Here is a 26068-nt window from a genome sequence, read left to right as displayed (position 1 = left end):
CTTAAAGTTCAGTGACGTTATGAACGTTAAACTCTAATTGTTTGATACCCTTATCATGCCAAGTTTTTAGGAGATTTTCGATGGGACGATTTTTATCGATTAAGACGATTCCACAATCACCACCACCCGCACCGGAACTTTTTGCAGCCCCGCCGGCGTTTTCAGCATCCTTAATCATTTCTTTTAAAGTTGAGGTTTCAATTAATACCTGACTAAAATCAGCTAATTTTTTCAAAATGGCACGATTTACACGCAATTGGTGCTGAATAACGGCAATCGATTGGTCATGAAAACCGCGGATCATTTCTTTTAGACAAGCTTTACTTTCCTTCAAAAAGACCTGATATTCATGCTGATCTTTCACTTTACCCATGGCGACCTTGTCAACCAAATGAGAGGTTGAAGCAGGAGAACCAGTCCAACCAATCATCAGTTTTAGATCATCGGGTGGAGTCAGTAGTTCAACATCCAATCCTGGCCAAGGTTTTTCTAACAAGTCCATTAAAGAAGTTTGGCGACGTTGCGCAGATAACCAATCTCGGTTAAAGGAATGATACGCAATCCAGCCGCCATAAACACTAGCAGCTATGTCACCAAGGGATCCATTGCCTTGAACATCGAAATGAGCAATAGCTGCTAGCTTAAATAAACTGTCCTTGGTTAAAGGCAGGTGATAAAATTTGGCCAAAGCTTTGATGGTTGCCACAGTTACGGCAGCGGAACTGCCTAAACCATATTTTTTGCCATCTGCGCTATCAAGGTCACTGTTTATATATAAATTATAAAGTCCCAAGTCTTTGTGAAGGTTGCTGGCGTATTCTTCTGTCAAACTAATTGCAGAAAGGATGTAGTGAAACGGATTGTCACGATTATCAAAAATCATCTTAGAACCTTGTCGACGCCAAGAAATTGAGTTTTCATGATATTGTTCAGAAACGATCCGACCAACATTTTCTGTTTTTTCAATTGAAGCCGAAACAAATTGATTTAATGCCACAATAATGGCAGGGTACCCTGACTCTACAACTGCATATTCACCAGCGATGTAGAGCTTCCCAGGTGCTTTTACCGTAATCAATGGATCATGTCCCTTCAAAATTTTAATTAATGTTTATCGGTACGTCACGCCAGGTCCAGGTTTGCAAACTAATAACTGATTGTGACCCATGATTGGTTCTAATTTTTCCATAATCAAATCGTTATCAGATGAGGCGCAAATTATCTTAACATTAGGACCAGCATCAACGGTACTATAACATTCTACACCTTGTTTTCGGATGTTGCGAACAGCTTCAATAATTGCAAGCGTTTGAGGTTGGAAATAAGTAAAACTGGGAACGGCTCCAAACGTTGTCGCGTGCATGCGCATTGCATTGTTTTCGGCGATTGCGCCCAACTTTGCTAAGTTTTTGTTAAGGATTGCTGATTTCATCGGTTCGATGTCTGCTTGCGCGCTTTTTACCCAGGCTGGAAAGAAAGGGGAAGTTTCAACAACCGCTTGCATCCCATTTGTACTACTGACTTTCTTTTGAGCTGTATCTACAAGAGCCGTAATTAAATTAATATCCCAGTTAACAGGTGATTGAATACTTTGTGCATATGAGCTTTGATCATCATGACCGGCATGCCACTGTACGAAACCACCAAAAATTGAACGGGATGCCGAACCGGAGCCGTGACGAGCCAAAATGGAGAGTTCTTTATCAGTGAGGTGTAAGTTTGCAGCTTTTGCACCAGCCGCAGCTAAGGCAGCAAATGCCGATGCAGATGAGGCAAGGCCAGCCGTTGTTGGAACATGATTGGTTGAATGAACCACCGCACTCGCTTTAATCCCGCTTTTTTGCCGAATCAACTCTAAAACGCGTTTAGCTCTTTTTAAACCCGATCCTGTCAAAGGTTGATTATCTACCAAAATTTCATCCTCTTTCATGGATGATGTAAATTCGACACTGGTATCCGTATAAAACTTATTTAGAGTTAAAGAAATGCTGTCGTTGTAAGGTAAAATCAAGTTTGAATCTTTTTTTCCCCAATATTTTAGGAACGCAATATTCGTATGTGCTCTAGCTGTGATCATGGTGATCTCCTTTGCGATTCAGTGTGACGAGAGGTTCAATCCAAGTATGAATTGCGCCGTGTTTTTCCAATACTGTGGCAACCTTTTCGGCCGAAGGTTTATCCGGTGTTAACGAAATCAAGCAACCACCCATGCCACCACCAGTGAGTTTGGCACCTAGTGCACCGTTAGAAAGAGATAAATTTGCAAACAGATCTAACGTAGGATGACTGACACCTAATTTGGATAAAATAGTTTGAGAATGGTTCATTAAAAGACCCAATTTTTTTGAATCGCCAATCGCTAGACAATGACGGGCTTGTTTGGCATATTTTCCAAGAGATTCAATAGCTGCTTCAGCCTGAGGATCGCTGGCCAATTGGGATTTTACATGTTGAACAGCCAGACCCGTTTGCCCCATAATGCCTGTATCCGCAATAACTAAGAATGTATTTTGTTTAATGGGAATGGCTTGAGGGCGGCGTCCCCGAACAAACCAAATTGGGGTTTGTGAACTCACGGTGGCAGCGTCTAAGCCACTGGGATTCCCATGGATGTATTGCTCAGAAACATCAGCAAGGCGCAACAATTCAGTATGAGATAACGGTTGTTTAAAAAAGTGGAAAAAAGCACGGACAATTGCGACAGCAGTGGCCGCCGAAGATCCCATTCCACGTTCGGCTGGAATTTCACTGGTTATTGTTAGCCCAAACGGCGTTTTTTCTTGATTTAATTCAGTTAAAATGGTTTTGATTAGTAATTGGATACCAGTTTGACTTTCAGGCATTTCTGATAAAAAGCCAGTAAAATACCGACTTGAAACTTGTTGGCCTTCACTAGAAGATTTAATCGACACAACGGTTTTTATTTTCGAAATTGGTAAACAAATTGCAGGTTGCCCGTAGACAACACTGTGTTCACCAAAAAAAATAATTTTAGCATGACTTTGACCAGTCGTTGATTTTTGCAAAGCGTTCGCTCACTTTCAAAAACACTTAATTTAAGATTTTATTTAGCAATAACTTTTTTCATTTTTAGTCTACCTGTTTTAGATTACATAAACCACAAACAAACTTACATTTTACCATATTTTTATATTTAGCAATCTTGTTGCTTTATAGATCAGAATTAGGTCGAAAAGGTGAGTTTAATTTTAATTTCTGGTAACAGAAGTCAGTAAGCATTTATGCACTGGCATGAATGTAGTATCATTAAAGATATGAAACAAACATCTTATGAGTTAACTGGTGAGAATATGGATTCTAATACAACTTATGCAGTCGTAGATATCGAAACCACAGGGACTAATTTGAATGATAACGAGCGGATAATCCAAATTAGCTGTGTTTTTGTTAAAAATCATAAAATTATTAATACTTTTGCAACGGACGTTAACCCAGAAATGGGGATTCCAAATGCCATTCAGCAACTGACAGGAATTACCAATCGGCGTGTTCGTAAAGCCCCTTTATTTGACGACATTGCGCCAACCTTGTTTGGGCTTCTTTCTGATACCGTTTTTGTGGCGCACAATGTCAATTTTGACTTTCCGTTTTTAAATTATGAATTTGAACGCGTAGGTTATCCAGCTTTAACCATTAAAGCGGTTGATACGGTTACGTTAAGTCAGATTCTATTGCCTAGTGTGAATGGTTATCGTTTGCGAGACTTATCGCGGTACTTTGGAATTAAACATGAACACCCACATTCTGCGGATAGTGACGCACTTGCGACAGCTAAACTATTTATTATGCTGATGAAACGATTGGCAGAATTGCCATTATTAACGTTACAACAGTTGAACATCCTGTCTGGAAGTTTACCTCGACAAACCGCAGAATTAATTAGTGATGCATTTGAACGGAAACAGAAGAATCCGGGGACTTTGCCCGATTACTTAATGGTTAAGGAAAACATTGTCATGCGGGTGCAACGAACAAGTTTTACTGACGCGACAACTGAGCAACTAGGGCGTTATCCGCAATCTAAGAAGGCCAAGTTAGCGCTATTTAAAGGTGATTTGGGTTGGCGGAGCGCCCAGTCACGAATCATGAATGCAATTTATGCAAACTACAAGAATCCCGATCCTAAAGCATTAGTTATTGAAGCTCCCACGGGAATTGGCAAAACAATTGCGTATTTGTTACCGTTTGCTTATTTGGCCATTCAAAATCAATTGCCAGTCGTTATTAGTTCAACAACAACCTTATTACAATCTCAGTTGATGGAAAAGGCCATTCCTATTTTGAGTAAAATTTTACAAATCCCGATGAATGCCACCCTAGTGAAGGGGAGTAGTCACTATATTGATTTGGCAAAATTTTCACAACAGCTTAACGAGAGTGACCCAGCCAATCAAAGTCGTTTGATTAAAATGAAACTGTTGGTTTGGTTGACCTATACAAAAACAGGTGATTTAGATGAACTACATATCAATAATCACAAAATTCCTCTATTAAATGAAATTCGTCACCAGGGAATTGCTAGTTTAGATGCGACTAACCCGTTTTATGAGCTTGATTTTTACCAGCGCGTCATTCGAAAAGCTCATATTTCACAGATTGTGGTGACTAATCACGCATTTCTTTTGCGGCACGCAGATTTACTTGGCAATAAAGCTCATAAACCCTACTTGGTTGTGGATGAGGCGCAGCGTTTTGTAAACACGATTTTACAAGAAAATCGGGTCACATTCGATATTAATCACTTGATGAGTATGGCACATAGCGAAGTTAGCCATCTTAAGATGAATCAAGGAATTAATCGATCACCAATTATTCAAAGTGATCCAATGGGAAGTTTTCATGTTTATCAAATGGCCGATCATTTAGAAACAATTAATCAATTAATTGCTAGTTTGCAAGAGCAATTGTTTAAACGTTTTTTGGCCCGTCAAATGCCAGCCGAAACTAACAATTTGCCATTTCAACATGTGATAACCTATCCCGAACTGCAAACTTTTTACGAAGCTAATAAACGAACTATTCAAAGTTTACAAGAAAAATTTACTTCTGAAATTCTGGAGTTTGAAGCCCTTAGCAAAATCATTGAAAAACAACAACAAAATTTACTTGAGTCTGAAGTACGGACGTGGATTAAATTGAATAATAGTCAACTTGAAGTTGAAGAACAATCTCAAATATTTTTACAAATTTTTGGATCGTTTTTTAAACCCAATCAACGTAATAAAGATGCAGATTTTTTCTGGATTCAAGTTGGACCACAACATGATGCTGGTAGTGTGAGTTTATCGCAGGGAATTATTGAGAGTGCTAATTATATAAAGAATCAGGTTTATCCTTGGTTCCAAAAGCCAACTTTAATTGGGGCAACGTTGTTTTCTAACAGTCGCTCTAAGTATTTCTTGAATCAAGTTGGATTAGCAACGGCTTCAACCACTGTAAAAAAATATAGTAGTCCGTATAATTTTGCCGAGAATGCACTCTTGCAGGTTGCTAACGACGGTCCTGTGATCAATGAAATTGATGCAGACGAATATGCCCAGTATTTAACAGATGCGATTTATCAGTTAGCAAAAGTGACACCTGGAAAAATTCTAGTTTTGTTTAATTCTTTGGCAACAATTAGAGATGTTTTCAACCGTATTCAAAGAACTGACTTAGGACACAAACGCCGAATTTTGGCTCAAGGCGTGAATGGGACAAAATCAAAATTGACACGAGAATTTTTGTCTGGTTCCACTAGTGTGTTGTTTGGCGCCTCTAGTTTCTGGGAGGGGATGGACTTATCAAATGGTAAACTTGATTTATTAATTATAACGAGGTTACCGTTTGATTCTCCGGACGAAATTTTTACTAAGGCGGAGACCAAACTGCAAAAGCAAGCACATAAAAATCCATTCATATCGGCATTATTACCAAGAAGCATTCTCAGATTAAAGCAAGGGATCGGGCGATTAATTCGTTCCGAAAAAGATTATGGGGCAGCTGTCATTTTAGATCGCCGAATTCTTGATAAGAGTTACGGAAAGACTATGCTTCACAGTTTGCCCAAGGACATGCCAGTACAGAAGTTGCCGCTAAATGAACTAAATGGCGAACTTGATAAATTCTTTAAGAAACATCACTAACTAGAGCCTGATATGTTTGCTATAATGGTGAAGTTTGAAACTTAAAAGAAAGTGAGCTGTAAATTTGAAACGTTCAAGAAAACACAATAGTCATTGGTTTCTGATATTTATTGCAGCCGTTATCATCTTGGTTGGTGGATCTTCTATTGTGTATCATGAAGTTCGTAAACCAATAGACTCAGCTAAAAGTCAGTCACTGAAAATTGCAAAAAAATATGCTCATTTGAAGACAGAAACCAACTTTTCGTGGGCTAACTCAGAACAGACCTTCTACACAGTAACGGGAGTGACCAAACAAAACATTCCCGTGTATGTCATTATTTCGAATAATGGAAAAAAGATCCGTATTTTTAAACAATCAGCAGGAATTGATCGCAACGATGCCCTTAAAAAGATTTGGAACAATTATAGTCCAAAAAAAGTAACCACCATTTCAATGGGAATTTACAAACAAAAGCCTGTTTGGGAGGTCGGATATATGAATGCCTCTGGACAATTATGTCTGAAAACTTTAAACTTTAAAAATGGTACGGTTGTTCGATCAGTGAATGACATTTAATGAAATTACTCAAGGAGGATATTTATCTTGGAACAAATAAGTATCGTAGATTCCAAAGATCATGTTGACGAACGTGTAAAAATTGGCGTTTGGTTAACGGACAAACGATCTAGCGGAAAAATTAGTTTTTTACAATTGCGGGATGGCACAGCCTTTTTTCAGGGTGTTGTAGTCAAAAGCGTTGTTGGCGAAGAAATTTTTGAAATTGCTAAAAAATTACGGCAAGAGACCAGTATGTGGATTACAGGGACTATTCATCAAGATGATCGTTCACATTTTGGATACGAAATTGAAGTTGATGGTATTGAAGTAATTGGGGAAAGTAACGACTATCCAATCACACCAAAAGAACACGGGATTGATTTCTTACTAGATCACCGTCACCTTTGGCTAAGATCCTCACGCCCACATGCCATTATGGAAATTCGAAATGAAGTAATTCGGGCTACCTATGAATTTTTCAATAACGAAGGCTTTATTAAACTTGATGCACCAATTTTGACAGGAAGCGCACCTGAGGGAACCACAGAGCTCTTTAAGACCAAGTATTTTGATCGTGAAGCCTACTTGTCACAAAGTGGTCAGTTATACGAAGAAGCTGGTGCAATGGCTTTTGACAAGGTGTTTTCATTTGGACCAACATTTCGGGCTGAAAAGTCGAAAACACGGCGGCATTTAATCGAATTTTGGATGATCGAACCCGAAATGGCTTTTATGCATCAAGAACAGAGTCTTGAATTACAGGAAAAATACGTTGCCTTTTTAGTACAAAATGTCATCGATCATTGTGCTTATGAATTGAAAATTTTGGGTCGTGATATTGAGGTCTTAAAGAAGTATACTAAATTACCCTATGCTAGAATCACTTATGATAAAGCTATTGAAATGTTACAAGAATCAGGAAAATTCCCTGATTTACAATGGGGTGTAGATTTTGGCTCTCCTGAAGAAACATTTTTGGCCGATCAATTTGAACAACCAGTATTTGTTATGAACTATCCTAAGGCAATCAAAGCATTTTACATGAAGCCACATCCAACCCGGGATGATTTAGTAATTTGTGCTGATTTATTGGCTCCTGAAGGTTATGGAGAAATTATTGGCGGATCGGAACGGGCCACGGATTATGATTATTTGGTTAGTCAAATAAAAAAAGCTGGCCAAGATCCTAAAAACTATGACTGGTATTTAGATTTACGTAAATATGGATCAGTGCCGCATTCTGGGTTTGGGTTAGGCTTAGAGCGGACCTTAACTTGGATAACTGGTGAGGATCATGTGCGTGAAACAATTCCATTCCCAAGATTGCTTCATCGGCTTTATCCATAGTGAACTGAAAAAAGGAGGGGAAAGCTTTGGATGAGTTAACACGAAGGTTTTTGAAAGCTGGGAACACGGTCGTTTCCAACTATTTATTAAGTAACTTCCATCAACTTGGGTTAACTAATGATGAATTAGTTATTTACTTAATTATTGAAAAACAGCGCGGACAAGGCGATCTTTTTCCTAGTTCAAAGTTAATTTCTAAAGAAACGGGGTTAACGGAGAATAAAGTTTACGAGTTATTGCACGAAATGATTCAAAATAAATTAATGGAAATAAAAACTGTTAAGCACGCTGACGGGAAAAGTTATGATCAATATAGTTTTGAACGACTATTTGAAAAACTATTGCAGTCGGCAAGCAATGAGGTTCAGGCCCAAAAACAGGAGACTAATAAAGTAACCCGTGAAACTGTTTTTGCTCAAATCGAATCTGAATTTGGTCGACCATTGTCGCCGATTGAATATGAAACTATTAATCAATGGCTAACCGATGACCATTATGCTCCAGAAATGATTTCATTAGCCTTAAAAGAGGCCGTTTTAAGTCAGGCATATAGTTTAAGATATATGGATCGTATTTTGTTAAACTGGGAAAAGCGAAACTTAACCACAGTGAAACAAGTCCAAAAAGAAGAAAATCGCCAACGGAACGGTTCAATAAACAGTTCGGATTCAAATCGGCCAACTACAAAAGCTGACTTAACAGGTCCCAAAATTCCTATATATAAGATTTCAGACCAAGATTAAAAAGGGCTCAAAAAAACCTATATTCCATTTTCTAGTCGTTTTTCGGCTAGTTAGAGAATATAGGTTCTTTTTGTTTATTCTTTGTTGCTACTTGATGAAGATTCTTCACTGGATGAGCTCGAACTAGAACTTGCACTGCTTGAGCTGCTGGAACTAGAACTTGATGAGCTGGAGGAACTATTGTTAGAGCTACTGTTGTTACTATTACTGCTACTACTACTCTTTGAAGATGTATCCCGACTGGTGGTAACAGTAGAAGAACTAGATCTTGAGGAACTAGAGTAACTTGATGAATTATTTGAAGAGTCTTCATCGCTAGCTCCTGAAGTACTATAGCTAGAGTTTGCCTTGAATAGTTCTTTCACACCATTTACGGTTTTTTCTGTCACACTGGCTGGTTTTACCCAGTCTTCATTGGTTACAGATGTGGCAAGATAGCCCATCATGCTCTTATAAACCTGTTGCGCAATAAGAGTTTCCTGTTCGCTTAGGAATCCGGAAGCAGTATTTTGCTCATCATAGCCGGTCCACACTGACATGCTGTAATGACGCGTGTATCCCGTAAACCAAGAGTCCATTGAAGCAGTACTTGGATAGTTGCTAGCAATGTCGGATGGGTAAGCCGTTGTTCCAGTTTTACCAGCCTCATAAAGTCCTGAAATAGCAGCTGTTGATCCGGTACCATTTGAATCAGTTAGGACCCCCTTAAGCATGTCTGTGATCATATAGGCTGTAGCTTTACTCATTGCTCGTTTACCTTGGCTACTATAACGATAGGTTTTGCCGCTTTGGGTCACAATTTTATTGACATAATATGGTTTGTAGTAGGTTCCGCCATTGGCAAACGCCGCATAAGCAGCTGCTTCCTGAAGGGGTGAAATGTATAAGCCAATTCCGTTTTGAAGATTATAGGTTCCTTTTTGAGAAATACCAAGTTTTCCTAAGAAGGTGGTTGCCTTACTAATACCAACATCTTGTAAGGTTCGAATTGCCGGAATATTTCGGGATTGAACAAGTGCTTGACGCATTGTCATTTTTCCCTTGTATGCTTTATCAAAGTCATATAATTTTGTTTTTGATCCTGGGTAAGTAAAGGGCTCATCCTTTACCGTTCGACTGGTTGGCCAATTTAGATACTGAATGGCTGGTCCATAGTCCATCAACGGTTTAGCAGTAGAACCACTGCTACGATCCGTTTGAACAGCCCGGTTCAAACCAAAAGTGACATTTCCGTTTTGCCGACCACCCAGCATGGCGACCACTTTTCCGTTATTTGGATTGGTAATCGAAACACCAAGTTGAAACTTAGAATCAGGATATTGAACGTAGTTACTTGAATTTCCAATTTTATAAAGTCGTTTTTGAGCGGCTAAATCTAAGTTGGTATAAATTTTCATACCATCCGTATAAGGATTAAATCCCTTCGACTGAACACTTCTAATGACTTGCTTCAAGTAAGAGTCTACAATTTTACTACTTACCGTGGAAAGACCATTTGTACTGTGGGTTTTAACTAAACCAGTTTTAACGCTTGTCTTTTCGGCCTTGGCTGCTTGAGCCTTAGTGATTACTTTATTGCTTACCATGGCCTGTAAGACGGTGTTACGCCGTGATAATGCATACGTTGGATATTTAGTGGGATCGTAAGAAGTAGGCGCTTGTGGCATACCAGCTAACAGGGCAATTTCACCGAGGCTTAGCTTAGAAAGTGATTTCCCATAATAATACTTGGCCGCGGTTCCCATTCCGTAAACGCCATTGCCCATGTAAACTTTATTGATGTAAAACTCCAGAATTTTATCTTTCGAATACTTTTTGTCAACTTTTAAGGCCAACCAAGCTTCCTGAGCCTTTACACGCAACGTTCGGTCTTTTGCAGAGGTTGAGAATACTGAAAGTTTAACCAATTGTTGAGTTAGTGTACTGGCACCTTGAAGGCCAAGTGAAGAGCCAGTTAAATTTGCGAATGCCGCGCCAACAATTCGAACGGGATCAACGCCATTATTTTTATAAAAACGTTTATCTTCAATTGAAACAACCGCACTTTTAAGAGATTTAGGGATTTCGTTTGCTTTGACATAGTCCCGATTTTGAGCACCTAAACGACTAATAACTTTACCGCTTTTGTCATAAACAACAGTTGCTTCATCACTAGATAATTGTTCTTCCGAAATACTTGGGGAATCCTTGGCATAATACATAAAAAGCCCTGCGCCACCAATTAGTGCTAAAACAAATAGTGCAATTAGCCACAAAAGAATTCGTTTAAAGATGGAGCGACGACGATGAGGTGGCTGAGTTAACTGCGAATGTTGGGTACGGTGAGGCTGATAATTATCAGAATTGTGATTATTAGTTTGCATGTTGTTCTCCTTCGTGTTTCTTAATTAACAATTTGTCCGCAGCATTCAGATACGGAATAAGGGGATTTAACTGATAGTTAATTAAGTAGCCATTTTCTTTTATATAACTAAGTGGAATGGACTTTCTACCACCATTTTTTTGACGATCCCAAAAATAAAAGAGATCCGTTGCCGAAAGCAAAAAAATTTGATCGATTTCGACGAATTTAATAATTGTAAAACAAATACCTTTGGAAGCAATGCAAGCTTTCATGTGACGTATTTGGTGGTCATGAAAATTATCGAGTGGAAATGCAGTTTTCCTTTTAGTTTCCTTTGCATCAAAGTCAATGTAATAACCCTTGTAAACGCCATTATAATCAGTTGTAGACGCCTGACGGAAATAGGCCTCTTTAATAACTGCGGCACTTCGCTTAGGATAATCAACTTTAACAATTTGAATGGGAGTTGGTTTTTTATGAACCACTGCAATTCCGTGTGAAAGATAATATTGATTACTTTCGTTTAATTCATCTTCTAATGACATTCCCCGTTTTCCGAACTGCGTGGGGGCCTTCTTAATGCCAGAGTTGGAAGACGAGTCTGGATGCATATATTTCTTTCCTGATGGGTAATGAAAGTTCACTTGTTCATCACTTCCTATTTTCTATATTATACTATAGATGTAAAGTTAAAAACTATCTGAAATCTATTTTTAAAATTTGGAGGAATACTTTATGAGTCGTGTTTGGGTTACAGGATATCGAAGTTATGAATTAGAAATTTTTAATGATAAAGATCCAAAACTATTAATTATTCAAAAAGTTATAAAAGATGCGCTTAAAATTCGTCTTGAGTCAGGTGCTGATTGGCTAATAACTGGTGCTCAACTAGGAGTAGAACAGTGGGCAATGGAAATTGGCGTTCAACTAAAAACTGAGTATCCTGACTTTAAAGTTGCCGTAATGCTACCGTTTACGGAATTTGGTCAACAGTGGAACGAGAATAATCAAGCAAAACTTTCCCAAATTTTAGCAAAAGCAGATTTTACAGATAGCGTTAGTCATAAACCGTATCAAGCGCCTCAACAGTTGAGGGCCTATCAACGCTTTATGTTAACCCATACAGACCAGGCAATTTTAATATACGATCCAGGGCATCCCGGAAAGACTAAGTATGACTATGATCTTATTCAGAAATGGCGAGAGAATCATCCTTATCCACTAGAAGTGATAGATTTTGATGATCTACAAGAAGCAGCGGATGAATATGCAGAAAATGAGAACAACAGTTTTAATTTGGATTAAAGTCTGATACAATGGAATACGTGTTACGCAGATATTACAATAATTATGAGGTGCTAAATATGGATAACATAAATCTTACTCCAAAAGATATTTTGCAAAAAGAATTTAAACCTAAGATGCGTGGCTACGATCCAGCAGACGTTGATACCTATTTGGATTCAGTTATCAAAGATTATGAGACTTTTTCAAAAAATATCCAACAGTTAAAGGATGAAAATGAAAGACTACTCGATAAAATTGATGAACTAACAAAACAAGTTTCCGTGGGCAAAACTACTTCTAGTACACAGCCTGTCAATAGCGCAACCAACATGGATATTCTTAAGCGGCTTTCAAACTTGGAGCGTCGGGTGTTCGGCTCACAACTTGACAATGGCGAAAATGAATCACATCGAATTTAATTATACTTTGTAAATCTCGGGTAATTGCGGTCTACTTATGTAGGCTGAGGAAAGTCCATGCCCGCACAAGCTGCGATGCTTGTAGTGTTCGTGCTCGGTGAAAAAATAAGCTGAGGTATCTCATTTGAGATAACGGCGGAATACAGAACTAAGGTTTCGGCTATGTTCTCATGTTCCCTAAGGTGCCACAGAAACGTATCAATATGAGAAATCATATTGTTGGAACGCGGTAAACCCCACGAGCGGGCAACCCAAACATTGGTAGGGGCGCTTCACATCTGGAATTGAACTAAATGTGGGGGCAAGCGGTGACGCTTGGAGATAGATGATTACCCAAATTTGAATTGAACCTGAGAATTCATTTTGGACAAAACATGGCTTATAGAGATTTACATTTCAGGAGACTAGGGTAGAAGTTCGCTTTTATCCTAGTTTTTTTTAGATTAAAAATATAAAAGGTGAAATTTATGCAAAAATTTGAATTAATGGCCACCTGTGCTAGTGGAATTGAGGCACTGGTAGGTAAGGAATTACGCGAACTTGGTTATGATGTTGAGGTTCAAAATGGCCGCGTTCGTTTTGAAGGTACAATTGAAGACATTCTTAGAACAAATCTTTGGTTAAGAACGGCAGATCGAATTAAAATTGTGGTCAGTGAGTTTGAAGCCAAGACATTTGATTCTCTTTTTGAGCAAACTAAACAAATAAACTGGGATAAATTATTGCCCATTGATGCTAATTTTCCTGTAGAGGGAAGATCAAGAAATTCACAATTGCACAGTGTGCCGGATGCACAGGCCATTGTCAAAAAAGCAATTGTGAACCAGCTTTCAGAAACTTATCATCGACGAACAAGATTACCAGAAACAGGTGCCGTTTATCCAATCGAAGTTGCAATTAACAAGGATCAGGTTCAGTTGACTTTGGATACCACTGGAGACAGTTTATTCAAACGAGGTTATCGAATTGACAAAGGTGGTGCTCCTTTAAAGGAGAACATGGCTGCTGCTTTAGTATTATTGACCAGTTGGAAACCAGATATGCCGTTTGTTGATCCTGTTTGTGGATCAGGAACGATTCCCATTGAAGCTGCATTGATTGGTCAAAATATTGCGCCCGGGTTTAACCGTAACTTCATTTGTGAAAAATGGGATTGGGTTCCTGATACAGTGAGTGAAAAATTACGTGATGAAGCAGACGCCCAGGCTAATTATGATGCTAAACTTGATATTACAGGTTACGATATTGATCAAAATATGATTAATATCTCTAAACGAAATGCACTCGAAGCGGGTTTGGGAGATCTTATTTCATTTAAGCAAATGGCTGTTAAAGATTTCAAAACAGATAAATTAAATGGTGTTATTGTAGCCAATCCTCCTTATGGACAACGGTTAAGTGATCAAGAAAGCGTACGTAAACTCTATTGTGAAATGGGAGTCGTTTACAAGCCGTTAAAAACCTGGAGTAAATATATTTTAACAAGTGATTTGGAATTTGAACGATTTTATGGTGGTCAAGCCACTAAAAAAAGAAAACTGTACAATGGTGCTTTAAGGACTGATTATTTCCAATATTGGGGAAAGCCAGTTTGGCATCATGAAGGAAAGCGTGAAACGAATTAGTATGGAAAAAGTTGCCATTATCGGTGGTGGCATTGTTGGTGCAACTGCTGCGTATTTAATAAGTAAAAACAGTGATTACTCGGTTACCTTATATGATCCAGGAAAAGGTCAGGCTACTAGGGCTGCTGCCGGAATTATTTCGCCTTGGCTATCAAAACGCCGGAATAAGAAATGGTACGCATTAGCTAAAGATGGGGCAACCTATATTGCTGAATTGGCTAAAGAAACTCAAATGAATTCCAAAACTTATCTGCAATCTGGGACAATTGTCACCAGAAAAGAAAGTGCTGATTTGGATGAGTTAGAATCATTGGCTAATCAAAGAAAAGTGAATGCTCCGGAAATGGGGACAATTAAGCGTGTGGATGCGCAAGAAATTCGGACGCTATTGCCACTTGTTACTGCAGATTTTCAAGGGATCTTTATTAGCGGTGGGGCGCGCATTGACGGAAATCGATTTGTCAAACATCTCTTGGAAATTAGTGAACGAAATGGTGTTAACCTTGTGCATAGCAAGGTTGAGTTAGTTGATGATCAAACTATCAAAGATGAAAGCCAAGTTAAAAAATTTGATCTGATCCTGGTTTGTGCTGGAGCGGGCATTAACGAATTATTGGCCCCTCTAAATTATGAAGTACAAGTTCATCCACAAAAAGGGCAATTAATTGAATTGAATGTACCAGCTTATCAAAATGATGTAATTGCACCGGTATTAATGCCTGAAAGTGAAAAGGACTTTATGCCAATTGGTGATGGGCGCTTAATTATTGGAGCGACCCACGAAAATACACCGGGTTTTGACTTAAAATTCACTCAAGATGCTTTGGATGATCTTTTTGCAAGTGCTAAAAGAATTGATAATCGTTTATCTAAGGATGATTTAATCGCGACTAGGGTTGGCACCCGGTCGTTTACAGATGATTTTTCGCCATTCTTTGGCTGGTTACCAAATAATGACCATGTTTTAGTGGCTTCAGGACTGGGATCATCTGGGTTAACAACCGGACCGATAGTTGCCAAACTATTAGTTTCATTACTTGAATCTTCAAGAGATTACTCGAAGTATCAAAAAGAAATTTCTAATTATCTTCATATGAAAGGTTAGTGATCACTGTGCAATCCTCAAAAACTAATTTTTATTATCAACCAGCGTTTTTAGCCAGTATTTCATCATGGTCGTGGACACTGTTAGTTTTAATTATGGGAGTTATTTTTTGGCTTGAGGTCACTCATTTTAATTGGATTACGGCGGCATTTTTTATTGGCTTTATCATTATTTGTGGTGTCCAGTATTTTACCCGTTCAATGTTAGTACAAGCTGATAAGTTAGTTGTTAATCGAAGTTTACAAAAGAGCTGGCTAGTGATGAATGTGGCAGACATTCAGACAATGAAACTGACTAAATTTGGAATTAGTTTTATGTTTAATTCTGATCAGTATTCTTTTTATCTTTCTAAAAAGAATCGAGAATATTTGTTTCAAACTTTAAAAGATAAACGTGCTGGAATTGCGGGGTAATTAAATGACAGACATAGAAATTGCACAAAATGTAAAAATGGACAAGATTGTAAAAGTTGCAGAAAAAATTGGTCTATCGGAAGATGATATCGAGCAATATGGTTCATATAAAGCCAAAATAAAATTGCCTCTGCAAACAGAAAAAAAGACTAAAAGAAAATTAATTTTGGTTACTTCAATCAATCCAACTCCTGCTGGCGAGGGAAAATCAACTGTTACGGTTGGCTTAGGAGATGCTTTTAGTTTATTACAAAAGAAGGTTATGATTGCGCTCCGGGAGCCCTCGCTGGGGCCAGTGATGGGTATGAAGGGTGGAGCCACTGGTGGCGGCTATGCTCAGGTTGTACCAATGGAAGATATTAATTTGCATTTTACTGGTGATATGCACGCGTTAACAACAGCCAATAATACGTTGGCTGCTCTCATTGATAATCATATGCAGCAAGGGAACGCATTAGGAATTGATCAACGCAGAATTGTTTGGAAACGAACTTTAGATATCAACGATCGCGCACTTCGCAATATTGTCATTGGCTTGGGTGGCCCTGTTCAAGGTGTTCCCCGGGAGGATGGTTTTGATATTACGGTAGCCAGTGAACTAATGGCTATTCTATGTTTGTCTGAAGATTTGCACGATTTGAAAGCAAGAATTAATCGAATTGTGATTGGTTACACGCACGATCGGAAACCAGTGACCGTCCAAGATTTAAATGTTGGTGGGGCTATTGCAACTTTGCTAAAAGATGCAATTAAGCCTAATCTAGTTCAAACTTTGGCTCATACACCAGCTATTATTCATGGTGGTCCGTTTGCAAATATTGCGCATGGCTGTAATAGTGTGCTTGCTACACAAACCGCATTGAATTTGGCTGACTATACGATTACCGAAGCAGGTTTTGGCGCTGATCTTGGCGCCGAAAAATTTCTTGATATCAAGACACCGGTATTAGGAAAAACGCCGGATACAATTGTGATTGTGGCGACTGTAAAGGCTTTGAAGCTTAATGGTGGTCAGGCGTTATCAGATTTGGCAACAGAAAATCTAGATGCATTAAAAAAGGGTATTGCAAACCTTGTTCATCATATTAAAAGTATGGCTCAATATGGAGTACCGGTTGTTGTAGCAATTAATCGTTTTACTCAAGACACCAATCATGAAATTGACTATGTCAAACAAATTTGTGCAGATATGGGAATTCAAGCTTTGGATACAGATGTTTGGGCAAAAGGCGGTCACGGCGCACTCGACCTTGCTAAAACGATAAGTAAAACTGTTGAAAAACCGGCCACATTTAAGCCACTGTATGAACCAGATGCTGATCTTACGGTCAAGATTGAAACCATTGTGACTAAGATATACGGTGGTGTTCATGTTGAGTATTCTAAAAAAGCAATTAATCAGATCAAACGTTTTAAAAAGTATGGTTGGGATAAATTACCAGTTTGTATGGCAAAAACACAATATTCACTATCAGACGATCCTAAATTATTGGGGGCTCCTAAAGATTTTACTATTCATGTAAAATCATTTGTTCCTAAGCTGGGAGCCGGTTTTATTGTGGCAATGACAGGTAATATTCTAACAATGCCTGGATTACCCAAGCATCCTGCCGCGTTGGACATTGACATCAGTGATGATGGTAAGATCAGCGGATTATTCTGATAGGAAATGAGGTCATGACATGTTATTTGCCATAGATTTTTTAATTATTTTAGCAGTTGTCGTAGTTGATCAATTAGTAAAATTTTGGGTTGCAACCAATATTAGTATGGATGCTGTTCATCAGGTTATACCTGGAATTTTTTCACTAACTAATATTCGAAACAACGGGGCAGCCTGGAGTATTTTGGAAGGAAAAACCACTTTCTTCTATTTAATTACAGTAGTGGCTTTGTTCGTTTTACTTTATTTTTTGTATCAAACTCGTGGACATTGGTTATATCAAATTAGTTTAAGCTTAATTTTAGCCGGTGCATTTGGAAACTTTATTGATCGGGTTAGATTGAAATACGTTGTTGATATGTTTCAACTTGATTTTATCAATTTTCCCATTTTTAACGTGGCTGATTTTTCACTAACAATAGGTGTTATCGTACTTTTTATTGCAATTTTCAAGGAAGATAGATTGGAGAGTTAAATATGTTAACCCATGAACTTGTTATCCAGGATCAACAAGGCAGAATTGATAAAGTGTTGGCAGCGGCTTTTCCAGATTTAACTCGTTCACATATTCAAAATTTAATTAAAAATGACCATATTTTGGTTAATTCAAAGCAAATTAAGAATAAGTACAGCGTTAAACCTGGCGATAAGATCGAAATTCAAGATGAAGATATTCAACCCCTTGATCTTGAACCAGAAAATATTCCTTTGGATATTGTGTATGAGGATAACGATGTCATTGTTGTCAATAAACCACAAGGTATGGTTGTCCATCCGGCTGCAGGGCATCCAGATCACACATTAGTGAATGCGTTACTGTATCATAGTCCCTTATCTACAATTAACGGTACAAATCGACCAGGAATCGTTCACAGAATTGATAAGGACACATCAGGTTTATTAATGGTGGCCAAAAATGATCATGCGCAACAGAGTTTATCGGCACAGTTGAAAGCTAAAACAAATACGCGATTATATATTGCCCTGGTGCACGGAAATATCAAAGAAGATCAAGGGACGATTGATGCGCCAATTGGTCGATCACCCAAAGACAGAAAGAAACAGGCAATTGTGGCAGATGGCCGACCAGCAGTTACCCATTTTAAGGTTCTCAAACGTTATGGAAACTACACTTTAATTCAGTGCAAATTGGAAACGGGTAGAACTCATCAGATTCGCGTTCATTTGAAATATATTGAACATCCCGTTGCTGGCGATCCGTTGTATGGACCCCGAAAAACTTTAAAAGGTAATGGTCAATTTTTACACGCCAGTGTCTTAGGGTTTAAGCAGCCAACAACCGGCAAGTATCTTGAATTTAAGGCACCATTGCCTGCAGTGTTTGAAAAGACACTTAAATGGCTTGACACACAATCTGAACATGGTTAAAGTTAATTCGTAATAGCGCTTTATAAATTAGTAGGTGCGTATATAGATTAGGTAGTTTTGCGAAGCAAATGTAAATTTGGTTCGCCTTTATTTTAGAAAGGAAGTTGGCTGCTTTGGAAAAAGAAATCATGGACACAATGGCGATGAAGCGTGCTTTGACACGAATTACATATGAAATTATTGAGCGTAATCGTGGTGTAGAGGATTTGGTCATTATTGGAATTAAAACACGGGGAGTTTTTTTGGCTCAGCGAATCGCGGAGAGACTAAAACAACTTGAAAATGTCGAAGTACCAGTTGGCGAGTTGAACGTCACAGCTTATCGCGACGATATTCATCAATTAGATAGTGACCCAAATTTACCTGGGAAACCACATTTTGAATTTAGTTTGGAAGGAAAAAAAGTTATCTTGGTAGATGACGTATTATATACTGGACGGACAATTCGAGCGGCAATGGATGCCATTATGGATATAGGTCGACCTAAACGAATTAATTTAGCGATTTTGGTAGACAGGGGACATCGGGAACTACCAATCCGAGCAGATTTTGTTGGCAAAAACATCCCGACTGCGCAGAATGAAAAAATTGAAGTTTCCGTTTCTGAAATTGATGAAGAAGATTCAGTTAAGATTGTTAATGGCAAATAGTTAAATGAGGTGAGGACCGTGAGTGAGCGATATTTAATTTTAGACGATGGCACGGTCTATCGTGGTCAGGCTTTTGGATCGCCAGCAACTACTTTTGGAGAAGTTGTTTTTAATACAAGTGCAACTGGGTATCAACAAATTATTACGAACCAAATCTATCACAATCAAATTATTGTTTTTTCTCAGCCTTCAATTGGGGGTTATGGGATTGATCGGGCTAGTTACGAATCAATTGAACCTACATGTAAAGGTGTTATTGTCCGCGATGTCGCTGATGTTTCAACTAATCGTCAACGAAGACTTTCATTAGATGAATTTTTAAAAATTCAAAACATCCCCGGTATTAGTGGCATTGATACACGAGCGTTGATTCACAAGTTGCGAGCCAAAGGGACCGTTAAGGGGAGCATTGTTGATCCGGTTAAGGACTTAGCTCATGCATTTGATCAATTGAATGCGATTGTGTTGACTAATCAACAAGTTAGCCAGGTTTCAACTCCAAAGGCGTACCCTAACCCAGGAACCGGGTTGAACGTGGTGGTAGTTGATTTAGGTCTAAAACATGGAATATTGCGGCAATTAAGTCAACGAAATTGCAATGTGACTGTACTACCATATTCTTGTACTGCTGAACAGATTTTTGATCTAGACCCTGATGGTGTTATTTTATCAACAGGTCCTGGTAGTCCGACTGACTTACCAAAATCATTGACAGATATGATTGCAGAGGTGGAACAGCGGATTCCGCTCTTTGCTATTGGGTTAGGACATGAACTATTTGCGATGGCCAACGGGGCAAAGGTTAAGCCATTACAATTTGAGCATCATGGCGATAATCATCCGATTTTATCAATCATTACAGATGAAATATTTTATGCATCACAAGGACAGGGGTATACAGTTGATCGTGAGTCGATTAATCGCGATAAAATGTTGACTACCCACATTGATTTAGTTGATCAATCTGTTCAAGGATTAAGGCATCGGGACTTTCCTGCTTTTAGTGTGCAGTTTTTTCCTGATGGTGCGCCTGGGCAATTGGAAAGTTCAGAATTATTTGATGAATTCATCGAAATCATGACTACTCGAATGGAGCGGTAAAATGGCACGAACAAAGTTGCAAAAAATAGTAATTATTGGGTCTGGCCCAAATGAAATTGGTATGGATACTGAACTTGAAACAGCAACCTTACAAACTATTCAAGAACTTCACAAGGCTGGCAAGGAAGTTACGTTTGTCAGTAATAATGCTAATTCAGTTGCGGGAGACTATTTAGATCCGGAGCACTTTATAATTAGTAATTTGGATGCCAATTCTTTAATTACAATTCTTAGAAATAATGAATTCGATGGTTTAATACCAACACTAGGTGGAACGCCTATTTTTCAATTACTTCACCAACTTGATGAGGCTGGAATCTTTAATCAATTAAATATTCGTGTTTTGGGGGTTAGCTTAAAGACTATTGCAAATACGCAAAATCCAGAGGCATTGAATCGTATTTTACAGAATATTCATGAACCTTATATTCCAACTAATATTTTAAGTGATACAAATGAGGTTTTAAAATTTGTGCGACGAATTGGTTATCCTGTAATCGTTAAACCTGTCGCTGCCATAACCAATAACAACAGAATGAGATGCGAAAATGAGCATCAGCTGAAACAAATGCTTGCGTCCGCATTTAGAATTTCAACCACTCATCAAGTTGCGGTTGAGAAAAGCATTGTCGGGTTTAAAGAAATTGAAATGACCGTTATTCGAGACAATGAAAATACAAGAATGCTTATTTGTGCTGCCGAAGATTTTAATCCAGTTGGTGTTCATGCGGGAGACTCAATTGTCTTCACGCCGACTCAGACTCTTACAGATCAAGAATTTCAGGCGATTCGATCCTCAGCTTTAAGGATTGTACAAGAATTCAAGATTCGCGGAATTTGTCATATTCAATTTGCTTTAAATCAGAGTACAGGTAATTATTATGTGATTCGGGTAAACCCTTATTTTGATCGCACAACGGCATTTGCTGCTCGGGCGACTGGATACCCGGTTGCGTTAGTTTGCACACAAATTAGTTTTGGTAGAAATTTAAGAAGTATCACAATTCCAGGCCTGAGGCAGCATGATTCCTTGGCTTTAATTGAGCCAACATTGGATCACATTGCAGTCCGTTTTCCAACTTTTTCTTTTGCTAGTTTTGCTAATGCTAATCAGGAGCTAAATACGCGAATGAAATCAACTGGATCGGTAATTGCTTTTGGGAGAAGTACTGAAGAAGCGACCTTGAAAGCGATTCGATCAGTTGATTCGACATCTACCTCTGAGCAAGCGGCTCTGGATGAATCAAGGCTAAACGAAGGTCAATTAATCAATGTTTTAGTACATCCCACAGCAGGAGAAGTTTTTTATTTACTGGAAGCCATTCGGCGGGGATATCAGGTAGAGGAATTGGCAGAACTCACAAAAATAGATGCTTTTTATTTCTACAAATTGATTCATATTGTTCAAATTGAAAAAAAGTTACGTAAACATCCTTTTGACGTTGATGTTTTGCGCAATGCTAAATATTATGGATATGGCGATTCTCAAATTGCACAATTGTGGAAATGTTCTGACAAAAAAGTGCGTGATTTCCGTGAGACAAATCAAATTCGACCAACGTTTAAGGGGATTGAGCCCACGGCGGGAGAATTTCCTTATAATAATCGTAGTTATTACACAACTTTTGAAACAGAAAATGAATCACAAATTAGTGAAAAGCCTAAAGTGTTTATTTTGGGTACGGCTAATAATCAAGTTGGTACGAATGCGGCAGCTGAATATGTGACGGTGCATACAATTCAAGCTTGCCAAAAATTAGGGTTTGAAACTATCTTGATTAATAATAATCCAAGTGCAATTTCAATTTTACCAAGGTTAGCTGACAAACTGTATTTAGAACCGTTAACTGTTGAAAACTGCTTAAATATTATGAATAGTGAACAACCGGATTTTGTAATTGCACAAGGAAAGTGGCAAATTGTTACGGACTTGGAAACAGCTGGTGTTAAAATTACCCAACTACCATTATCCCGAACTTCGCGGGCAGAGAATGTAGAATCAAATTATTTAGTTGTGGCTGAAAAGATGGAAGAAAAACAACGAAATTTAGGCTGTTTTGACACTGCGGAAGATGCAAGTTTGCATTTTCCTTCTTCAGCAAAGAAACAGATTTCTAATAAACTGCAACACATATCTCTAAGTGAGCTCAGCAAACAAGAGGATGGCATCTATTCAGTTATGTTTAAACAGGAGGGGAGTCACCTTATCGTTACAGGAACGATTCCGTTGGCAATTCAGGATATTCCCTTTATGACCTACGCTTTAAACTATGATATTGTGGCGGACATGGTTAAATTAATTCTGAAACGCTCAAATTGCGAATCACCACTTAAGTTAACTAGTCAAAATGTGCATCTAAAACTAGAACACGTTTTTCCGTACAATCAATTACAGATTCCCGAGCCACAGAATCCACCGTTTTCGTTGGCAATTGGAGCCAGAATTACAAGCACAAAGTTATAAATTCATACAAAAAAAGGATGCTACGACTCGTTTTGTCGTAGCATCCTTTTTGCTAATTAAACTTGTCTTAACTGATTGACTAACTGTTCATCAGGATCCACAATCAGGGTACTTTGGCCTTCATAAATAACTAGTCCAGGTTTGGCACCATTCGGCTTATGCACGCGTTTAACAGCCACATAGTCAACAGGAACGTGTGCGGACTGTTGTGCTTTGGAAAAGTAGGCAGCTAAAGTGGCGGCTTCAGTGAGTGTTTGGTCGGTCGGGTTAGCGTCATGAATAATCACGTGTGACCCTGGAATCTTCTGAGTATGCAACCAAATATCCGTTTTCTTAGCCGTTTTCAAAGTCAAACGATCATTTTGAGTATCATTTTTACCGACAGAAATTTGAGTGCCATCTGTAGCATGGAAGGTTTCTGGTTTACTAGCTCTTGATCGTTTTTGTTTTCGTTTCTTTTGATTAACCTTTAAATAACCCTCTTTTTCTAGTTCTTCTCGAATTTCATCTAGGTCTTGAGGATTTGCCAGTTCAATTTGCGTCATAATATTGTCCAAATAATCAATCTCTTGATGCGTTTTTGTGAGTTGTTCAGAAACATAATGAACAGCATTTTTTGCCTTTTGATATTTTTTGAAATACTTTTGCGCATTTTGTGAGGGTGAAATCTGGTTAGAAAGAGAAATCTTAATATCTTGATTGTTATCGTAATAGTTAGGAAGGGTGATTTCTGTCATTCCTCGTTTAACCTGATTAAGATAAGTGGTTAAAATTTCTCCCTTGATTTTGTAAACATCGGCTTGTTCAGAACTAGCCAAAGTTTGGTTAAGTTTTTTTAATTTAGTTCGATTCTTCTTTAAATCATTTTTGACAACATGCACTAAATTGCCAGCTTTTTGAATGACTCGATCATGTTGAGCCTTCGCTACGTAAAATGCATCCAGTAAGTCACCTAAGGTAGTAAAGTTTTGCTGCGTGCCTTCTAAAGTTGCATATGGAAAAGCAGTAAAACTAGATTTTTGCTTTTTAGTTGTCATAACAGGATTTGGTTGATCGAATTTTTCGAAAAAGTCATCAAACGCGCTTGATTCGTTGTGTTGATGCAAATAATTAGCTAATTCAAGGCTGGTATTTTTATCTAATCCTTGATAAATGCGATGCAGTTCAGTAGCCAAAACCTCCTGGTTAGGGAAGTCACTCAGCGCTTTAGCATATGCCTTTGTTTCATCAGTAAAGGGATTTAACTTGTCTTGACTGGGTGGTGTGATGTATGTGGCTCCTGGAAGTAACAAACGATAACGATTCTGGTCAGCATTAATGTGCTTAATTGTGTCTAAAATAACCTTTGTCGTGTTATTAAGTAAGACGATGTTACTTCTGCGGCCCATAATTTCGACTGCCAGCAGAAGTTCCTCAATATCACCTAATTCATTTCGTTTTGAAAATGAAAAATTGACAATCCGATCATTCTCAACCTGCTGAATACCATTTAAGATGGCACCATCCAAGTATTTTCTTAGCATCATAGCAAAATTAGTTGGGACAGCAGGGTTGGCATAAGGAATTTTTGTAATTTGCACTCGCGCATAATTTGGGTGAGCAGAGAGTAAAACGGGATAATTTTTTCGATTGGCCCGGAATGTAATAATTACTTCATTTTCGTAAGGTTGGTGTATTTTTGTAATTCGACCACTTTTTAATAAATCATTTAATTCATGAACCATTGCGTGTGTAAAAGAACCATCAAAGGACATAATGAAACCTACTTTCTTCTCGAATAGACTGTTAACTTCTAGTATACCAGTGTCTCCAGAAAATGTGATAAACTAAGTTTCAAACAGAGAGATCTAAAGTTCTTAAATCTAGAATTTTAAATAGAGCAAGACAATTTTTGAAAATTTATAAAAATATGCTATCATGAAAATATTAATTTTAAAAGTAGAAGTTGGTGTACACATGAAAACGGCCATTGTAACAGATAGTACCTGTTACTTATCAGCAAGAGAAATATCAGATAATAATATTACCATCGTACCAATTCCCGTAGTGATTGATGGGAAAAGTTATGATGAAGGCGTTGACATTACTAATGAAGAGTTTTATAAAAAACTAAAAACTTCGGGTTCTTTTCCAAGCACAACTCAGCCCCCACTAGGCAAAATGATTGAGTTGTATAAGCAGTTACGTGATGAAGGTTATGAAAATGTCATTAGTATTCACCTAGCAAGCACGATTTCAGGATTTGTAAGTAGTTTGGACTCTATTAAAAATGAGATAGAAGGCTTAAATGTTTACGTATATGATTCTGAAATCACGGTGCGTTTGATGGGATCACTCGTGTTAGAAGCTGCCAGGATGGCACGTGAGGGGCAAGAACCAGCCTCGATTTTAGAACGCCTCAATCAACTACGTTCCACTTTTGGGGAATATTTCATCGTTGATGATTTGCAGAACCTTGTTCGTGGGGGACGATTGTCAAATGCTTCAGCGTTTATCGGAGGATTGTTAAAAATTAAACCGATTTTGACTTTCAACGATGCTCACGAAATCGTAGCCTTTGAAAAAGTTCGTTCTACTAAAAAGGCCTTGGCCAGGGTAGAAGAATTATTTGCAAAGAGTAAAGAAAATCTAGATTACCCAATTCGAGCAATTATTATTCATGCAAACGATGAACCTGCCGCGTTAAAGTGGCAGGAAAAATTGCAAACCAAGTATCCAGACTTGCCAATTGATATTAGTTATTTTGGCCCAGTTATTGGAGCCCATTTAGGTGAAAAAGCACTTGCTTTGGCCTGGTTAGAGGATTATACAAAACAGTAAACTAAAATAAG

22 protein-coding genes and 1 other RNA gene are annotated in these 26068 nt (G+C 38.2%); 17 read left to right on the top strand and 6 right to left on the bottom strand.

Going from position 1 to position 26068, the window contains the following annotated elements:
• Position 1: 1 nt before the first annotated feature.
• From PPA04_RS00375 to mvk, 3 genes are read right to left on the bottom strand one after another with little or no spacing between them, the layout of a single operon-like run.
• A complete protein-coding gene (locus PPA04_RS00375; RefSeq protein WP_057782391.1) occupies positions 2 to 1078 on the bottom strand; it encodes a phosphomevalonate kinase in 1077 nt (358 codons plus the stop codon).
• 33 nt (positions 1079 to 1111) lie between these two features.
• On the bottom strand, positions 1112 to 2077 hold the full coding sequence (gene mvaD / locus PPA04_RS00370) for a diphosphomevalonate decarboxylase (protein ID WP_057782389.1): 966 nt from the start codon (positions 2075 to 2077) through the stop codon (positions 1112 to 1114).
• A complete protein-coding gene (gene mvk / locus PPA04_RS00365; protein WP_057782387.1) occupies positions 2064 to 3026 on the bottom strand; it encodes a mevalonate kinase in 963 nt (320 codons plus the stop codon). The genes mvaD and mvk overlap by 14 nt, the downstream gene beginning before the upstream one ends.
• 216 nt (positions 3027 to 3242) lie before the next feature.
• Here mvk and dinG point away from each other — a divergent pair, with 216 nt between their 5' ends.
• The 4 genes from dinG (at position 3243) to PPA04_RS00345 (ending at position 8777) form a co-directional block, all read left to right on the top strand.
• The gene (gene dinG, locus PPA04_RS00360; RefSeq protein WP_057782385.1) at positions 3243 to 6146 is read left to right on the top strand and encodes a helicase C-terminal domain-containing protein; all 2904 of its coding nucleotides are present in this window, start codon (positions 3243 to 3245) and stop codon (positions 6144 to 6146) included.
• 64 nt (positions 6147 to 6210) lie between these two features.
• Positions 6211 to 6705: a cell wall elongation regulator TseB-like domain-containing protein gene (locus PPA04_RS00355; protein ID WP_068807278.1), complete on the top strand. Its 495-nt coding sequence runs from the start codon at positions 6211 to 6213 to the stop codon at positions 6703 to 6705.
• A gap of 27 nt (positions 6706 to 6732) precedes the next feature.
• A complete protein-coding gene (gene asnS, locus PPA04_RS00350) occupies positions 6733 to 8034 on the top strand; it encodes an asparagine--tRNA ligase (protein ID WP_057782381.1) in 1302 nt (433 codons plus the stop codon).
• A gap of 26 nt (positions 8035 to 8060) precedes the next feature.
• Positions 8061 to 8777, top strand: coding sequence for a DnaD domain-containing protein (locus PPA04_RS00345; RefSeq protein WP_057782379.1), 717 nt, complete (start codon positions 8061 to 8063; stop codon positions 8775 to 8777).
• Positions 8778 to 8851: 74 nt separating this feature from the next.
• Here PPA04_RS00345 and PPA04_RS00340 read toward each other — a convergent pair whose 3' ends face one another.
• Positions 8852 to 11140, bottom strand: coding sequence for a PBP1A family penicillin-binding protein (locus PPA04_RS00340; RefSeq protein ID WP_057782377.1), 2289 nt, complete (start codon positions 11138 to 11140; stop codon positions 8852 to 8854).
• The gene (recU, locus tag PPA04_RS00335) at positions 11130 to 11765 is read right to left on the bottom strand and encodes a Holliday junction resolvase RecU (protein WP_147206649.1); all 636 of its coding nucleotides are present in this window, start codon (positions 11763 to 11765) and stop codon (positions 11130 to 11132) included. The genes PPA04_RS00340 and recU overlap by 11 nt, the downstream gene beginning before the upstream one ends.
• A 91-nt stretch (positions 11766 to 11856) precedes the next feature.
• Between recU and PPA04_RS00330 the strand changes: the two genes are divergently transcribed.
• From PPA04_RS00330 to PPA04_RS00275, 12 genes are all read left to right on the top strand, one after another.
• Complete coding sequence (locus PPA04_RS00330; RefSeq protein ID WP_057782374.1) at positions 11857 to 12426, top strand: SLOG family protein; 570 nt, start codon at positions 11857 to 11859, stop codon at positions 12424 to 12426.
• Between the two features lie 59 nt (positions 12427 to 12485).
• Positions 12486 to 12827, top strand: a complete 342-nt coding sequence (gene gpsB, locus PPA04_RS00325; protein ID WP_057782372.1) for a cell division regulator GpsB — start codon at positions 12486 to 12488, stop codon at positions 12825 to 12827.
• Positions 12828 to 12839: 12 nt separating this feature from the next.
• Positions 12840 to 13214: RNase P RNA component class B (gene rnpB / locus PPA04_RS00320), an RNA gene on the top strand.
• Between the two features lie 80 nt (positions 13215 to 13294).
• Complete coding sequence (locus PPA04_RS00315; protein WP_057782370.1) at positions 13295 to 14452, top strand: THUMP domain-containing class I SAM-dependent RNA methyltransferase; 1158 nt, start codon at positions 13295 to 13297, stop codon at positions 14450 to 14452.
• On the top strand, positions 14439 to 15557 hold the full coding sequence (locus tag PPA04_RS00310) for an NAD(P)/FAD-dependent oxidoreductase (RefSeq protein ID WP_186806931.1): 1119 nt from the start codon (positions 14439 to 14441) through the stop codon (positions 15555 to 15557). Before PPA04_RS00315 ends, PPA04_RS00310 begins: the two co-directional genes overlap by 14 nt.
• Positions 15558 to 15565: 8 nt before the next feature.
• On the top strand, positions 15566 to 15970 hold the full coding sequence (locus PPA04_RS00305) for an EbsA family protein (protein WP_068807403.1): 405 nt from the start codon (positions 15566 to 15568) through the stop codon (positions 15968 to 15970).
• Between the two features lie 4 nt (positions 15971 to 15974).
• Positions 15975 to 17633, top strand: coding sequence for a formate--tetrahydrofolate ligase (locus PPA04_RS00300; protein WP_057782364.1), 1659 nt, complete (start codon positions 15975 to 15977; stop codon positions 17631 to 17633).
• Between the two features lie 19 nt (positions 17634 to 17652).
• Positions 17653 to 18108 carry a signal peptidase II gene (gene lspA / locus PPA04_RS00295; RefSeq protein ID WP_057782361.1) on the top strand — a complete coding sequence of 152 codons (456 nt, stop codon included), beginning with the start codon at positions 17653 to 17655 and terminating at the stop codon, positions 18106 to 18108.
• Positions 18109 to 18110: 2 nt separating this feature from the next.
• Positions 18111 to 19022, top strand: coding sequence for an RluA family pseudouridine synthase (locus PPA04_RS00290; protein ID WP_057782359.1), 912 nt, complete (start codon positions 18111 to 18113; stop codon positions 19020 to 19022).
• Positions 19023 to 19135: 113 nt separating this feature from the next.
• Complete coding sequence (pyrR, locus tag PPA04_RS00285) at positions 19136 to 19672, top strand: bifunctional pyr operon transcriptional regulator/uracil phosphoribosyltransferase PyrR (RefSeq protein ID WP_057782356.1); 537 nt, start codon at positions 19136 to 19138, stop codon at positions 19670 to 19672.
• An 18-nt stretch (positions 19673 to 19690) separates the two neighbouring features.
• Positions 19691 to 20773 (top strand): carbamoyl phosphate synthase small subunit, encoded by a 1083-nt coding sequence (locus PPA04_RS00280; protein WP_057782354.1) that lies wholly within the window; start codon positions 19691 to 19693, stop codon positions 20771 to 20773.
• Position 20774: 1 nt separating this feature from the next.
• Entirely contained in the window at positions 20775 to 23237 is a 2463-nt protein-coding gene (locus PPA04_RS00275; RefSeq protein WP_057782352.1) for an ATP-binding protein, read from the top strand.
• A gap of 56 nt (positions 23238 to 23293) precedes the next feature.
• Here the strand turns inward: PPA04_RS00275 and PPA04_RS00270 are convergent, their stop codons facing one another.
• Positions 23294 to 24991 carry an NFACT RNA binding domain-containing protein gene (locus PPA04_RS00270; RefSeq protein ID WP_057782350.1) on the bottom strand — a complete coding sequence of 566 codons (1698 nt, stop codon included), beginning with the start codon at positions 24989 to 24991 and terminating at the stop codon, positions 23294 to 23296.
• A gap of 202 nt (positions 24992 to 25193) precedes the next feature.
• Between PPA04_RS00270 and fakB the strand changes: the two genes are divergently transcribed.
• Positions 25194 to 26057 carry a DegV family protein gene (gene fakB, locus PPA04_RS00265; RefSeq protein ID WP_057782348.1) on the top strand — a complete coding sequence of 288 codons (864 nt, stop codon included), beginning with the start codon at positions 25194 to 25196 and terminating at the stop codon, positions 26055 to 26057.
• The last annotated feature ends 11 nt before the right edge of the window (positions 26058 to 26068 follow it).

The organism is Pediococcus parvulus (genome assembly GCF_007990205.1).
Lineage (GTDB): Bacteria > Bacillota > Bacilli > Lactobacillales > Lactobacillaceae > Pediococcus > Pediococcus parvulus.
Note: the sequence above shows the minus strand (reverse complement) of the source record. Positions and strands in the feature narration are given on the sequence as shown.

Bases quoted from the DNA above. Each gene is read 5' to 3' on its own strand.
- mvaD (WP_057782389.1), bottom strand. From the start codon at position 2,077: ATGATCACAGCTAGAGCACATACGAATATTGCGTTCCTAAAATATTGG.
- dinG (WP_057782385.1), top strand. From the start codon at position 3,243: ATGCACTGGCATGAATGTAGTATCATTAAAGATATGAAACAAACATCT.
- PPA04_RS00340 (WP_057782377.1), bottom strand. From the start codon at position 11,140: ATGCAAACTAATAATCACAATTCTGATAATTATCAGCCTCACCGTACC.
- PPA04_RS00330 (WP_057782374.1), top strand. From the start codon at position 11,857: ATGAGTCGTGTTTGGGTTACAGGATATCGAAGTTATGAATTAGAAATT.
- gpsB (WP_057782372.1), top strand. From the start codon at position 12,486: ATGGATAACATAAATCTTACTCCAAAAGATATTTTGCAAAAAGAATTT.
- PPA04_RS00315 (WP_057782370.1), top strand. From the start codon at position 13,295: ATGCAAAAATTTGAATTAATGGCCACCTGTGCTAGTGGAATTGAGGCA.
- PPA04_RS00300 (WP_057782364.1), top strand. From the start codon at position 15,975: ATGACAGACATAGAAATTGCACAAAATGTAAAAATGGACAAGATTGTA.
- lspA (WP_057782361.1), top strand. From the start codon at position 17,653: ATGTTATTTGCCATAGATTTTTTAATTATTTTAGCAGTTGTCGTAGTT.
- PPA04_RS00290 (WP_057782359.1), top strand. From the start codon at position 18,111: ATGTTAACCCATGAACTTGTTATCCAGGATCAACAAGGCAGAATTGAT.
- PPA04_RS00275 (WP_057782352.1), top strand. From the start codon at position 20,775: ATGGCACGAACAAAGTTGCAAAAAATAGTAATTATTGGGTCTGGCCCA.
- PPA04_RS00270 (WP_057782350.1), bottom strand. From the start codon at position 24,991: ATGTCCTTTGATGGTTCTTTTACACACGCAATGGTTCATGAATTAAAT.
- fakB (WP_057782348.1), top strand. From the start codon at position 25,194: ATGAAAACGGCCATTGTAACAGATAGTACCTGTTACTTATCAGCAAGA.